Source organism: Moorena sp. SIO4E2 (assembly GCF_010671945.1).
GTDB classification, from domain to species: domain Bacteria; phylum Cyanobacteriota; class Cyanobacteriia; order Cyanobacteriales; family Coleofasciculaceae; genus Moorena; species Moorena producens.
Genome location: NZ_JAAHIE010000164.1, coordinates 1 through 13,696, shown reverse-complemented (window position 1 = coordinate 13,696; position 13,696 = coordinate 1). Strand labels below are relative to the sequence as shown.

The window sequence follows — 13,696 nt, the reverse complement described above, 5'->3', positions numbered from 1 at the left end:
GCTGTCACCAGCAAATTCACTGGAGCACTCCTAAGGGAGAGAAGATCTAGGAGCCATATGAGGGGAAACTTTCACGTATGGTATGACAGGAGAGGTGCCCTCCTTAATCGGAGGCATCGACTCTAACTAAGCCCCATAGCGGAAACGAGGGGGAACATGCCAGCAAAAGTCCTGGATGTTCGGCGAGGATGCCGCCTGTCGCGAGGGATAAAACCTTGTAATCAAGACGGATACCCCCACCTCGCGAACGCAGGTGGGGGAAGCATTCAGTAGGGATTAGGCACAAGGGAAAAAAGTGATGGGGTAAGATGTTATGTTCAATCTAGAAAATTCGACCCTCTGGGTGGATAAAATCTATGGTTGGGGAAACTAGACCGGTTGGGGAAACTAGACTCCCCCTGTGGGAAGATTCCTAAGACTATCCTCATCAATCTATTTCTATTCTGCTCACCTTTATTGACTGGTAAATCAGGTCTGGGCAATACCTTAAAATAGGTTAAGTGTCTAAATATACTGACTGCCGTCATCCTTTAAAGGATTAATAGCCTTAAGGATCAAAACTAGGTCGGTTGACCAATAATCTCCGAAAATTACCATCCTGCAACCCCAAAGGGGTTAAGCGTTCAAATGTGTTAATCAAGAATTGGGCACAATAAAAGTAAAAGAGGACGATCAGTGTGCTGTATCTCGCAGAGGTAAGAAAGCAGAAAACTGGGTTTATGGGTAGAGCTCAGGCCGAACTTAAACTGCTGGCTTTTCAGCGGACTGACCAGAGTTGGAATAAGGTGTCTGGGGAGGAAGTGCTTCCGACAGAACAAGCCAATAACTTTGGTGATGGTGCGTTGGTGATTGTTAACCTGAGTGGGAATCGACAAATACAGGGAACAATCGAGGCAGCGGGGGGAAGGTTAGTCAATCTGTTGCAAAATTTCTCTCGCTTGCTAGAAAAGTCAAAAAACCAGGAAGAAGAAATTGAGCAGTGGAAGCAATCTTTGACCTATCAAAGTCAAGAACTCAACCGTCGCGAGATGGAAATGGAAGCGCGGCTTGAGCAGATGCAAACGATGGAGGAGGATTTTTCCAGAATAGAGCAACAACGCCAAGAACTGGAAAGTACTCAGGCAGAAACTGCTAAACTCAGACAAGAATTGGAGCGTAAAAGTAAGGAGCTTGAAGGTGCTTGGGAACAACTCCGGGGACAGCAGCTACGCTTAGAAGAGCAAGTTTCAGAGGGTCAATACTCTGTTGGTTTAGATGCTCAGCAGGCTGGTGTGATTCAGCAATTGCTCAATCGCTTATCAGGAGGATTAGAATCAACACAATCTGTCTGGGAACCACTGAATCAAGCCTTGGAAGTAGTCAAGCATCAGCATTCGGTGTTGGATACTCACTGGCAGCAGTTAAATGAACAGCGTCTATTAGCTCAAAAATTGGAAGCAGACGTTGAGGGTCACGGGGAGGAAGTCCAACATCAAACCCAAAAGTTACAACAATTACAAGCATCCTGTGAACAGGCAAACCGCGAAATGCAAGTGCAGCAAACCAATCTAGAGATCAAGCTCGAATCAGCTAGGATGGTGAGTCTGCAACTCCAAACTCAGCAAGAGTTATACCAAGAACTGGCTCGAATGGCAGCAACATCAGGGGATGTCAAGATTAGCCAAATGGTGGATATTGCAGCACTAGAAAAAATGCCCTTGGGTGAGTTACAGGATATAGTTCAGAATTTGCAGCAGGATTTGGAAAAAGTTGTACGCTTCGTCAATGACCAAGAAGAAGAACTAACACTCCAACACCAAGGGATTGAAGAACTACAAGAACAGATTAGGGTCGCTAGTGAGTATGATCGTATTAGTCTAGAAACCCAGTTAGCAGATGAGCAAGACCGTTACCAGATGCTGGACAGAACCTTGGTGGGTCAACGCCGGACTCTATGGGAACGAGAAGAAATTCTAAATCAGCACCTACGAGTGTTGCGACTGCGGCAAGGAATTGTGGATAGTAATGGTCAACAAAACCAGAAAATTGACTTAGGACCAATTTTGCTCGAACTAGAAGCACAGTGCAAACAACACTCAGATCAATTGCAACAACTAGAACGAGAAATTGAACAGATGCGCCTTAGGGTTAGCGAAGCTGAAGAATTGATGAATCAACAAACCCAAGAAAAGGATGCTAAGCTGGCTCAGGTAAAAAATTGGGAGGAAAGTTGGCTATCCAATCAGGTGAAGGTAGCTCAACTTTGGGGGAAAGTCGATATCTATGAAGAAACCCTACAGCCATTGCAAGATGCTCTCAATGAACTTCGACAGAAGCTGGAGGCGATCGCAAATGCTCTGAATCAAATCCAGGAAACAGGTGATTCTCAACAACAAGCGATCGCTCAAATATCCCAAATCATCAGTAGCTTAAGCCAATCTCCAGAGTTGGCAGCTTCTTAGGTTTAAGGTTTAATATTGAATGTTGAATGTTAGAATGTTGCTCCCCCAAGGCGATTCGTTGTAGGGTAGGTTGAAGAAGAAAAATTTATCAGAAACTAAGAGATAGAACTGTTTCATAGTTCATACTTTATAGTTAATCTTTATAGTTAATACTTCATACTTCATACTTCAGTATTAAGAATAATCCATTCTTCTTCTACCAAGGCTGTTACTCCACCAGGAAAGGATGACGTTCGAGAGCAGTTGGGAGCAGCAATTAAACCAGTCACGGCTTCGATTTGCTCAAAGCTGAGGGCTTTGGTTTGGTTTTCCTGAAGGAACTTCCGAATCACACGACGTTGCAGAGCTAGGGGAGCTTGCTGTAATACCAGACGATTTAATCGTGGAGGGCTATTGCTACCAGGATCTTCCTCTAAACTAGGTACTGCCATGGCTTGCTTCTGGATTTGCTCAGCAGTGTTTTCCAGATATTCCACGTCTGCTCGCAAGATTTCAGCAATTTGGGACAAGGCTGTCTCAACTTGTGGGTTGAAATGGGTTTTTATATAGGGTATTAGCTCTTGGCGGATGCGGTTACGGGCATAGTTAAGGTCTTGATTGTAAGCATCTACCCAAATGGACAGTTGCTGCTGCTCGCAAAACTGGAGAGTTTCGCTACGGGATGTGTCAAGTAGGGGACGCACCAGACGTACTCCAGGAGCAAGAGGTCGTTCCCAGGTCAAAGCTTGCAAGCCATCAGTCCCTGAACCTCTGATCAGGTTATAGAGGACTGTTTCAGCGCGATCGCTTTTTGTGTGACCAGTGACAACAGTGGCGTAACCTTGAGTTTGGGCAATGTCAATCAGGGCTTGATAACGCCACTGCCGCGCTGCTGATTCGCTCTTTTTCACTTCAGGGGCAATTCGTAGATGAAATGGAAGCCCCCAACTTTGAGCAATTTGCTGTACATGAAGGGAAATTCCCTCATCATAGGTCCAACGGTGGTCACAGTGGGCGATTCCTAGCTGCCATTTCCACTTGGGCTGTAAATCTAGCAGTAGTTTGCTTAGGCAAAGGGAATCTTGCCCACCGGATACGGCTACTAAAACCTGCTGATTCTTTGGTAGTAGCTTCTTTTGCCGCAGGGTTCTATGTAGCCGTGCATGAAGAGGTGTCCAACTCGGTATCTCAGACATTAGAGTGGTTATGAATAGTTATCCAAAACTTTGACCAAAAATTTGGGTCTCAAGCCCCGTCCTTCGTCCGACGGCTTTTGTGCTATAATATTACGTAGGGTTATCCCACGTCAAAATGATCGTCTTAGAATTTAAGGTCAAAGGGAATAAAACTCAATATGCTGCCATTGATGAGGCGATACGCACTGGTCAGTTTGTACGAAATAAGTGCATCCGTTACTGGATGGACAACAAAGGGATAGGACAAAAAGACCTGTATCGCTATAACACGTGGCTGAGATCTGAATATCCTTTTGTCACAGACTTAAACTCTCATGCCTGTCAAGCTTCGGTGGAAAGAGCTTATAGTTCAATTTCTAGGTTTTACGATAAGTGTAAAAAACAAGTCCCTGGCAAAAAGGGTTATCCCAAGTTTAAAAAGTTTTCTCGGTCAGTTGAGTATAAAACATCAGGCTGGAAACTTTCACCTGATACCAAGTCTCTAAAATTCTTAGACAAAAAAGGTATCGGGTTACTATTGCTTAAGGGAACCTGGGAGTTATGGCGTTACGACCAAAATTTGATTAAACGAGTTAGATTGGTTCGTCGCGCAGATGGCTATTATGTTCAATTTTGTGTAAAAGTTGAGATTAAAGAATCTCTAGATCTGTCCCATACCAATGTGGGACTTGATGTGGGTTTAAAAGAATTCTACACTGATTCAAAGGGAAACACAGAACCAAATCCAAGATTTTATCGTAAGGGCGAGAAACGGTTGAAATTTTATCAACGCCGAGTTTCTCGTAAAAATAAAGGCTCTGCTAACCGAAAGAAAGCCATTGATAGACTAGGTAGGCAGCATCTTAGAATAAGTAGACAACGTGAAGAACATGCCAAAAGACTGGTTAGAAGTTACCGCAAGAAGAGTGCAGCCTTTATAGTTGGTAGGCTATGCATCAAAGGTGGCAGGTTTTGTTGTAAGGCTGCACTCTTCTAAGGTTTCGTCTCCGGCACGTTGCGTAATCAGGTCTAACGACCTTGTCGCCTACGAAGATCTAAGAGTTAGGAATTTGGTTAAAAATCACTGTCTCGCCAAGTCTATTAATGATGCAGGTTGGTATCAATTCAGAAAATGGTTGGAACATTTTGGTACTAAGTTTGGTCGGATAACTGTTGCAGTTAATCCGGCTTTAACCAGCCAGAATTGTTCCCAGTGTGGTGAAGTTGTCAAAAAATATTTGTCAACTCGAACTCATACCTGCAAATGTGGTTGTCAATTAGACAGAGACCACAATGCAGCCATCAACATTCTTAAGAGAGCCTTCAGTACGGTGGGGCACACCGGAACTCGGATCCATGATCTGTTCGCGTAGCGTCGGCGAAAGCCGATACGCTTTGGGAGATCTGTCCTCTACTCTTCCTGACTCCGGTCTGGTTGAGCAAGACGGGTCGTTGAGCAAAGAATCCCCGTCCTTTTAGGCCGGGGAGTGTCAAATTTTGAATTTTGTAGGTCATGGATAGCCTAGAATCCTATAAATTCTAAACGCTCAAGGTTGTTAAAAGCTTTGAAATCGGCCTGTTCACTACGATGCTCCCATGTCAACATTTACCAATAGACTATTAGTTCAGCTTATTTAAGCTCATTCATTTCTTGCCAGACATCATCCATTAGGGAATTATCATCACCGTTTTCTGATTCCTCATCAAAGGAAATATCGTCCAGTTGAAACATATCTTCATCACTATCATCAGACATTTCACCGAGATCAAAATCATTACTACTGTCTGTTGATACTGCTGACAAATCCAGCAAATCTTCTTCCGCTGCTGTCGGTGATTCTACGAACTCTATATCTTCGTCAACACTATCGGAAAAGTCTCCTAAATCAAAATCATCTTCTTGACTAGTTGGGGTTTGTTCAAAACCAATATCTTCCTCACTTTCCGACTCACTATCGGAAAAGTCTCCTAAATCAAAGTCATCTTCAGTACTGCTTGGGGTTTCTTCGATAGCAATATCTTCCTGACTATCGGAAAAGTCTCCTAAATCAAAGTCATCTTCAGTACTGGTTGGGGTTTGATCGATAGCAATGTCTTCATCTGCATCAAGTGTTGGTTGAAGTTTCATCTCATCGGAGATAGCAGTTGAGGCATCTTCCTCCAGTGCTTCAGCTACTGATATTCCAGTAGCAGTCACAGCGGCTGTGGCTGCTCCAACTCCAAGCTCCAATCCAGAATCATTGCTAGTTTGTGGCTCTGGGAGGTCTGGCTGTTCTGCTACCTGGGTTGATGTGCTTTGCAATGTTTCACCACCAATAGCTGATATATCATCAACTTTATCCTGAGTCTCGACAAGGCAAAATTCTAGATTAAGTCTTACCTTGCCTTGCTGCCAGTCATTAGCAGCAAATTGCAACACTTCACAAGGAATACCCGATTCGCTAAACCAACTTTCCTGTTCTGGAGTCCATTCATCCCCTAAGACTTCTACCAATTTCTTTTTGATAGCAACTAAGAATTCACCGACCCTAAAGGTACGGTTACCAATAAAGATTTGAGCAGATTCATCCACTGATAGTACTTCACCAACAGCGAGTGGCTTGAACTGATTATCCACGACTATTTTCCCCGATCAAACTTTTCGATAAGCTTCCATGCCTAGAGGGCAGGAGTTTCATTGCCCAACCATTGAACTAACTATTCCTTTGAGGCAAAGGTCGGTTTCCTAGGGTTAATTCCCCGATGCCTCTAGGCATTAAAGCGGGTTTTCAGTAGAAGCAATTTAGGGCATGCACTCAATCACGGAAATATATAGTTCTTAGAAGAACCAGCCGTAGGAATGTAAGCCTTTACCCAATAGATTGACTCCCAGATAGCAAACCCAAACAACTAGAAGTCCTGTCCCTGCCAAAATTGCTGGTCGGCGTCCTTGCCAGCCACGGGTAATGCGGGCATGGAGATAGGCAGCAAACACTAGCCAGGTAATTAATGCCCAGGTTTCTTTTGGGTCCCAACTCCAGTATGAACCCCAAGCCTCGTTTGCCCAAACGGCACCGGCAATAATCCCAATGGTGAGCAGAGGAAACCCCAGCCCAATAATACGATAGCTGATATTATCGAGAGTGTCGGCAATACTAAGCCTCTGGGGTGAGAGGGTGGGTGCTGTGGATACCGATGGTAGGGGTGAGTCGGGGGTAGTTACTAAATCGAGCACTGCTGTAGTACTAGCTGCATTACTCTGTCCCAGTTCAGCTAAAGGGGATGAGGTATCAGAGGTAACTACAGCCTGAGAAATTGGATCATTACCGTTGCGCTGTAGTTTAAAATTGGAATTCCCTGGTAAGTTATTCGGTAAGTTATTCTTGCTGCGATAGCCACCAGTACCGACAGAACTTCCTCGCAGTTCCACGTTCTGACCACGGGTAATCACTAAAAATGCGATCGCTACCAGGGCACCTACCATCAGGGTAGCGTAACTAAGCATCATGATACTAACATGCATCATTAACCAATTGGATTTCAGAGCAGGTACCAATGGAGCGCTTTCCTGCATGTCTGGTGGTAGGGATAGAGCGGCAAACGCGGTAATTCCCATGGCGACTGGTGCAGTAGCCACCCCTACCAATCGGCTGCGACTCATGTTTTCAGCAATTAGGTGAACTGTGGTAATTCCCCAGGTCAGGAAAAACAGGGATTCATAGAGATTACTGATCGGGAAGTAGCCTGCCTCTAGCCATCTTGCTCCGAGTAAGGTAGCAGTGCAAAGGTTGGCGGTTGCCATCCCTGATATTCCTAAGGGTGACAAATAAGGAATTTTAGGAAAAGCGGCTCCTACCCAGTAAATTAACATCGTCACAAACAGGACGAAAAAGGAAATATTATCTAATTTGTTCTGGAGTGTAACCAGATCCATAAAGCGTTCTCTCTCAAGTCTTGTATAAAGCTTATATTATTGCAGCATTACTACTATCCTATCGGTTCGATGTGCCCCTTTTGATAGAGTGCTAGTGGGTTAGTGTGTGAGTTCGTCTTTAGGGCAGAAATAGTTTAAGTTCAAAAATCGAAATAAATGTAAGGCAGACCACTCTGAGGAGCAAACAACCAAACTACGTAGAGACCTACTGGTACCAACAACAACTTCACCGGCCAGTTGAGTTGTAATTTCAGACCCCTTCGGATACTGTAAACCCCAGCCATTGAGGCTGCTAAGCTAACTAACAGGAGAAGCACCCAGAAGCGTTCCATACCAATAGCGGTTAAGTAGACTTTTTGACCAAATTGGATGTCAGCTGGGTGACCCCAGAGATTCTGGATGACTAAACTGGCTTGTTTGAGATTGGGGATGCGGAAAAAAATCCAGGCAGTAAACACCATAAATTGGGTCAAAAACCAGCTTACCAAGACCCCTGACCAACTTTGCCACCAACGTTTTATCCCATCTCTATTTTCACAGAAAGCTTCGGTCAAGCGATGAAGGACTAAGGCTAGACCATGCAAGCCACCCCAGGCTACAAATCCCCAAGCTGCTCCATGCCAGATACCAATAATGACCATTACGATGAATAGGTTAACGCAGGTACGAGCAACCCCTTTACGGGAACCGCCCAAGGGAAAGTAGAGATAGTTACGGATCCAATCCCCTAGAGTGATGTGCCAGCGACGCCAGAAATCCGCAATGCTGATACTGAAATAGGGAAAATCAAAGTTTTCTGGAAGATTAATGCCCAGTAACACTGCACTACCACGGGCAATGTCTACATAGCCGCTGAAATCGAAATAGAGTTGTAAACCGTAGGCAAAGATAGCTAACCATAAATCTCCACTACCAGCCCGTTCTATATTGCCAAAACACAAATCAACAAAAATCCCAATGTGGTCGGCTAACAGTGCCTTTTTAATCGCACCAGATGTAATCAACCAAAGTCCTTCTGTTGCTCGATCAAGACTTGGAAATTGTAAGGTTTTAAGTTCAAGGGCAAACGGATGATAACGAGTAATTGGACCAGAAATAAGTTTAGGAAAAAACAACTTATAAGCAGCAAACTGGAGGAGATTACGAGTTGCTGGAGCCCCACGATAGACATCAATGAGATAAGCAATGCCCTCAAATATAAAAAACGATATTCCTAGAGGAACAATTAAGTTATCCCTAATCCAATTCGCCCCATCTTGGGCAATGGTAAAGTTGATGATTACTGCCAAATTTGACAACATAAAAGGAATATACTTGAAGCCGAGCAAAAAGATAACATTTAGGAAAATACCTAGCCACAGTAGTCTTGACCGTCGGTTATTCCAAAAACTATCAGCCAATAGCCATTCTTCATTGGAGAGATGATAATTCGTAGCATGGGAACCAGAAACTGTATTCGTTCCAAGTGCTTGTCCAAAGTAAAAATTAATTAGGGTAATCAACACCAACAGGGGAATGTATTGGATTTGTAGTGAAGCATAAAATATTAGACTGCTACTTAATAAAACCAAAAGTTTTAGTTTGGGAGAACCTGTGGCAGCTGTAGAAGATTGCACCAACCAGTAGATTCCCAAAACTGCTAGCAAGAAACAGCTGTAGGTAATCGAAATAAATGACATTTTTTAAAGATCAAGGGTGAAGGATGTTTGCCTGATAGTGTGTAAGCATTCAGCTATCAGCCATCAGCATATGCCCGTAGCGCATATGCTTACATATCGTTTCCGTTTGAATAGTTATAGCGGTTTGCGTGTAGGTTAAGTATAATTACGAATCTTGACTACTGACTACTGACTACTGACTACTGACTACTGACTACTGACTACTTGTTGTTATTGTAATTAGCGCGGGTTGCAAACCGCTATATAATTATTGGTTGTTCGTTAATTTAAAACTGATTAATAATTAATTATTAATCACTAATGACTAATGACCAAGGCATCATTGGATCTTTAGCCAACTGCTTAGAAACTTGGTAAGCACCATAGCGGTTGAGATGGCTGGGGTCGGAAAAGTAGTCATGTTTAGTTAGCAACATCTTATTGAAATCTCGGAAAATCAATCCCCCTTCTAGATCAAAGTTGTACATGTATCGCTGAAATTGTTTATCATATTTGCTCCGCACTGGATCTAAATATTCTTTAGTCAGGGGTAGGTTGACCATAACGATACTAAGGTCATGCTTCTGGGCAAATTCCAGCAAATTTCTTAGGGCTTTGTCTTGCTGACCTCCTAGCTGAAAATACCGGTAATCACCATCATAAATACCGGGAACTTTAGGATGTTTCTGGTAGTAGGTAGCGGTGTTAAAACGAGTTGACAGGGGAAGGAAGCCATCAAAGTCAATTTTCCAGGTTGGGGATAATGTCTTTTGAGGCTTTTTGGCAGTCTCGGTTGTGTCTAGTTGGAGGAACTTTTCTAGGTCAACCAACTTTTCCCGTAACAGAGATTTGAGCTGGCTTCGGTGAGGATAAGTTAAGGAAATTTTGGCTATTGACTGATTTAGCCAGTCACTGATTAACTGATAACTATCATTAAAAACCTCTAGAGGTTGGTCTGTGGCATCTGTCGGTAATAGTGGTTGTTTAGTGCGGTTCGGAAAAACTCCTGCCATTAGAGCTTGGTAGCCTGGTGATGCGATAATCGAGTTGTAGGTAGCATCAACTCGACCATTGTTAAAGGCTCTGACCCCATCAGCCCAAATAATCAATTTAGGCAGTTGCTCCGGAGTTAAGACGCGCCGAACCATGAAGTCTACTACCTGAGCTGTGGCACCATTAACCCCAAAGTTAAACACGTCAATGCCAGGATAGCCCTGTTCTTCCAAGGCATTTTGGAGGGCAATGGGATCGATTCCCCGCATGGCTCTGGAACTGCCCATAATCAGTACATCAGGGATACCACTCTGAAGCAGGCGTTGTTGGTACAGAGCTAGCTTTTCATCTAACATCTGGTTATTGAATGAAGGATTGGGCGATCGCGCTGCGGCCAGCATGGCTGCCATGGTAGCATTGCCGTTTTCATTCACAATCACCATGGTATCCCCAGGAGCAGTAAACCCAGAGGTATTGAAGTTTTCAGTCCCGAGACCCGCCCCTTTTTGCAAAGATATTTGGGGCAAAGCAATGGGTTTGGGTGATGAGTTCGTCACTGCCTTTACTTCTGCTGATGGTGAGGCTTGAGACTGTAGCAGCTCACTAAAGCGCCAATCTGTGATCAGTGTTAGTAGTAATCCTGCTACGCCCCATACCATGCCTACTGCTACGCCTTGGATAGACAATTTTCCCCTAGCCTGTCTCTTGTCTGAGAAGGCTGCCATGTCTTGGTTTTCTACAGTTGGTACAAATAGCTGAGAGTAGCATAGCAAACGCTGGAGTATGTAAACTAAACCATCAACTGCTCCTTTGAAACCCTGGTTGAGATCGTCGTGGGTTAGATCACGACGCAGTACTGGTTCCCCACTGGGAGTTACCAAATCACTCAGGTAGGCATCTGAGGCAGCAAACTCTGGGGTAGCTTCTGGGACTAGACGCTGTCGATGAACAAAATCAACTCCATAGTTCCAGGAGGGGGAGGTAGCACCAGCGCGACGTCCATAGAGCCGCAACCCAGTAATTTCCGACATAGCCAGCTGCTCTAGGAAGCGGGTAATTTTTCGAGTGACCTTAGATTTTCGAGGACAGACCGTTGCCTCGCTCATGATGTGCAACAAGTCTTGTTTACGGCGAATTTTTACCCTTACTCCACCTGTTACCAATCGTTGGTCAATGTCGGGATTAAGTAAGCGTTCCAACAAAAAGGTCAAGGCATCGTGATGCCCTGTTTGGGCTAAGGAATAGGTGGATTCTCCTAAACTCTGGTGGTCTGCTGCTGGTAAGTTGAGCCAGTGAATCCAGGCTGGGGATTCGGTTTCTGGCAGTAAGGAATTGTTGGCAGCTTGACCATTCTTTCCCAAGGGGGGTTGGAGAGAGTCAGCTTCCTGAGACAGTAAGGTTTGACTAGGGAACTGACTTGACTCTACACCATAAATAGTGGCACCCTGGATACCTTGAGGAGCGATTAAATCGAGTATTGAGGCAATGGTACTGACTAAGGTTTCTTTTTCTGGGGCAATAGTTTTTCGGCGGTGGATGAAGCTAGAAAATACATGTAGGGTGGTTTCTTTAAGAATGGCTCTAACGGTTATTCCTACCGCTGCTAACCCCTGATTTAATAACCGCTGGATTGCTTCTACATCTCCCCAACGAGCCCATTCCTTGAGGACTTCTTCTGGAGGGGTCAAATCTACTCGCAGCTTCCAATCAGGAGTGGCTTCGCCACTTACCTGAAAGCAAATCAGGGCATCTCGAAACCCTTTGAGTTGCAAGGAATGTAACCGGTCGATGATGGGCTCAGATAGTAAGGAGGGATCGGGGCTGTAGTTAGAATTACAAATTATCCAGAGCCGTCGGTTAGGGGGTGAAGGGTGAAGGTTAGTTTGTTTAAGGTTAGAACTTGCCCCGGAAAATCTTCTAGCTTTGGAATCTTGGTGTTGGATCCGGACTTTAACACTGACACCTAGGTAACTGAGGGATTCACTGAGATAACGAGCGATCGCATCTGGAGAACCAGAACGGGCAAGACTTTCGTTTGAGACAGTTAAGTCCGCATCAGTATCAGTGGTTATGGCGTCGAAAGACGTCTGGGAAGATTGGTTAGAAGCATTAGTGGCATCATCGGTCGGTAGTTTGATAGCGATTTGCTTAATCCAGTCTGGACGCTTCTGCCCCACTCGACGCCCATAAACAATTATTTGATAGATCGGGTTTGCTAAGTCTAGGGGAAACTGAACTTCTCCCTGTTGCAGTTTCAGGGCTTTGATAAGGCGGTTGACTAACTTATTGGCTTCTACTCCCTGAGGGTGTTCACACAGAATGTGCAAATTGTTCCCTCGCAAACGGATTCGTATGGATAACCCAGGTTGCCTAATGGCACAATAAGCCCACTTGGCAAGGGAGGGCGGAGGAGCTTTTGGGAGACTCTGATCGACATCCAACATCACAAATTGATTAACTGGACTGGTAACGGAGGAATGATTTCTTCATATCTTAGATGCTCGCCTTGATTTAAGCACAATTTTCTGAAGACTACTTATTTGTTGGGCAAATAAAATTCATTTAGCTGACAATAGAGGTTGAAATCCTCAGCAGCCCAGACTCTAAAACAGGGGGGCTACACAAATGAACGCTGACAAAAGCAGCTTTGAGACTCAGTAGGTAAATCCCAGGTAATATTGGAGTCAACAGGACTTACGCCAAACTGGGAAACGCCCTTATCTAGTAGTCTCAGGAGGGAGACCCTACAAATAGATAAAAATCGAGTTACTGTGGAAGTCTGGCTCTTGTGCCCCGATGTGAAATTTTTGGCTTTGTTTAGTTCATTTGTACTAAAAATAACCCAGATGTCTTCTTCTCAACCAGAAATACCAGAAATCAGGTCAGCAGACCTGTTTAATTTAGAAATGCCCACAAAATTCTTCGTAAGTCTAGGGACTGCTCCAATGCTTTTAGGTATACTCTCAATACAAGCTATGGGTTCATGGTTAGAAGCTACAGGTATTAGTAGTGAGGAAGTGTTTCGAGGGCAGAGATTGCCTGTTCTCCCTTTCCCAGATTTGGAAAGGGATGATCAAGATGATCAATAGTTTAAATTGACTTCAAATTTGCTGTTGTTTTTGCTATGGATGTACTACAAAGTTGCTCCTAGTCGTGGATACTGCCATCGGGCAAAACTGCCCCCCTTAGGTTTGCCCCTGTCAGTTTCACCAAGAGCTTACCATTAGAACCCACTTTAGCTCCACTCATGTCAGCTCCACTCAAATCAGCTCCACTCAAATCAGCTCCAATCAGATTAGCCTCTCGTAAGTTAGCATTACTGAGGTTAGCTTGAAATAAATTGGCTCTAAAGAGATTAGCACCTTCGAGGTTAGCCCCGGCAAGATTGACCCGATGGAGAAAGGAATCTTTTAGGTTAGCCTGACTTAAATTAGCGGATTGCAGATTCCGATTTGAGAAGTCTCTTTCTTTGAGGTCTGCTCCGCTAAAATCAGCACCACTCAAGTCAGGAGGGGCTTTGGGAGTCCGAGATTGAGC

Annotated in this window: 10 protein-coding genes; 4 read left to right on the top strand and 6 right to left on the bottom strand. The window is 44.3% G+C overall.

The annotated features are described in order from the left end of the window. Positions 1-677 precede the first annotated feature (677 nt). Positions 678-2,441: a pilus motility taxis protein HmpF gene (gene hmpF, locus F6K37_RS17855; RefSeq protein ID WP_044492395.1), complete on the top strand. Its 1,764-nt coding sequence runs from the start codon at positions 678-680 to the stop codon at positions 2,439-2,441. A 161-nt stretch (positions 2,442-2,602) separates the two neighbouring features. On the opposite strand, the gene tilS is transcribed toward hmpF, so the two are convergent. Next, positions 2,603-3,616, bottom strand: coding sequence for a tRNA lysidine(34) synthetase TilS (gene tilS, locus F6K37_RS17850; protein ID WP_287251421.1), 1,014 nt, complete (start codon positions 3,614-3,616; stop codon positions 2,603-2,605). Positions 3,617-3,731: 115 nt separating this feature from the next. Between tilS and F6K37_RS17845 the strand changes: the two genes are divergently transcribed. Then, the gene (locus F6K37_RS17845; RefSeq protein ID WP_287251420.1) at positions 3,732-4,592 is read left to right on the top strand and encodes an RNA-guided endonuclease InsQ/TnpB family protein; all 861 of its coding nucleotides are present in this window, start codon (positions 3,732-3,734) and stop codon (positions 4,590-4,592) included. Between the two features lie 73 nt (positions 4,593-4,665). Beyond that, the gene (locus F6K37_RS45545; protein WP_008180697.1) at positions 4,666-4,968 is read left to right on the top strand and encodes an RNA-guided endonuclease InsQ/TnpB family protein; all 303 of its coding nucleotides are present in this window, start codon (positions 4,666-4,668) and stop codon (positions 4,966-4,968) included. A 257-nt stretch (positions 4,969-5,225) separates the two neighbouring features. Here F6K37_RS45545 and F6K37_RS17835 read toward each other — a convergent pair whose 3' ends face one another. From F6K37_RS17835 to F6K37_RS17820, 4 genes are all read right to left on the bottom strand, one after another. After that, the gene (locus tag F6K37_RS17835; RefSeq protein ID WP_008180699.1) at positions 5,226-6,212 is read right to left on the bottom strand and encodes a KGK domain-containing protein; all 987 of its coding nucleotides are present in this window, start codon (positions 6,210-6,212) and stop codon (positions 5,226-5,228) included. 201 nt (positions 6,213-6,413) lie between these two features. Then, positions 6,414-7,508, bottom strand: a complete 1,095-nt coding sequence (gene ccsB / locus F6K37_RS17830; protein WP_008180701.1) for a c-type cytochrome biogenesis protein CcsB — start codon at positions 7,506-7,508, stop codon at positions 6,414-6,416. A 140-nt stretch (positions 7,509-7,648) separates the two neighbouring features. Beyond that, positions 7,649-9,187, bottom strand: a complete 1,539-nt coding sequence (locus F6K37_RS17825; protein ID WP_287251418.1) for an MBOAT family O-acyltransferase — start codon at positions 9,185-9,187, stop codon at positions 7,649-7,651. A 290-nt stretch (positions 9,188-9,477) separates the two neighbouring features. Beyond that, the gene (locus F6K37_RS17820; protein WP_008180706.1) at positions 9,478-12,603 is read right to left on the bottom strand and encodes a DUF1574 family protein; all 3,126 of its coding nucleotides are present in this window, start codon (positions 12,601-12,603) and stop codon (positions 9,478-9,480) included. Positions 12,604-12,930: 327 nt separating this feature from the next. Here F6K37_RS17820 and F6K37_RS17815 point away from each other — a divergent pair, with 327 nt between their 5' ends. Then, complete coding sequence (locus F6K37_RS17815) at positions 12,931-13,248, top strand: hypothetical protein (protein ID WP_008180708.1); 318 nt, start codon at positions 12,931-12,933, stop codon at positions 13,246-13,248. Positions 13,249-13,306: 58 nt separating this feature from the next. On the opposite strand, the gene F6K37_RS17810 is transcribed toward F6K37_RS17815, so the two are convergent. Beyond that, on the bottom strand, positions 13,307-13,696 hold a 390-nt coding region (locus F6K37_RS17810), incomplete at its 5' end, for a pentapeptide repeat-containing protein (protein WP_287251416.1).

Bases quoted from the DNA above. Each gene is read 5' to 3' on its own strand.
- F6K37_RS17825 (WP_287251418.1), bottom strand. From the start codon at position 9,187: ATGTCATTTATTTCGATTACCTACAGCTGTTTCTTGCTAGCAGTTTTG.
- ccsB (WP_008180701.1), bottom strand. From the start codon at position 7,508: ATGGATCTGGTTACACTCCAGAACAAATTAGATAATATTTCCTTTTTC.
- F6K37_RS17845 (WP_287251420.1), top strand. From the start codon at position 3,732: ATGATCGTCTTAGAATTTAAGGTCAAAGGGAATAAAACTCAATATGCT.
- F6K37_RS17820 (WP_008180706.1), bottom strand. From the start codon at position 12,603: ATGTTGGATGTCGATCAGAGTCTCCCAAAAGCTCCTCCGCCCTCCCTT.
- tilS (WP_287251421.1), bottom strand. From the start codon at position 3,616: ATGTCTGAGATACCGAGTTGGACACCTCTTCATGCACGGCTACATAGA.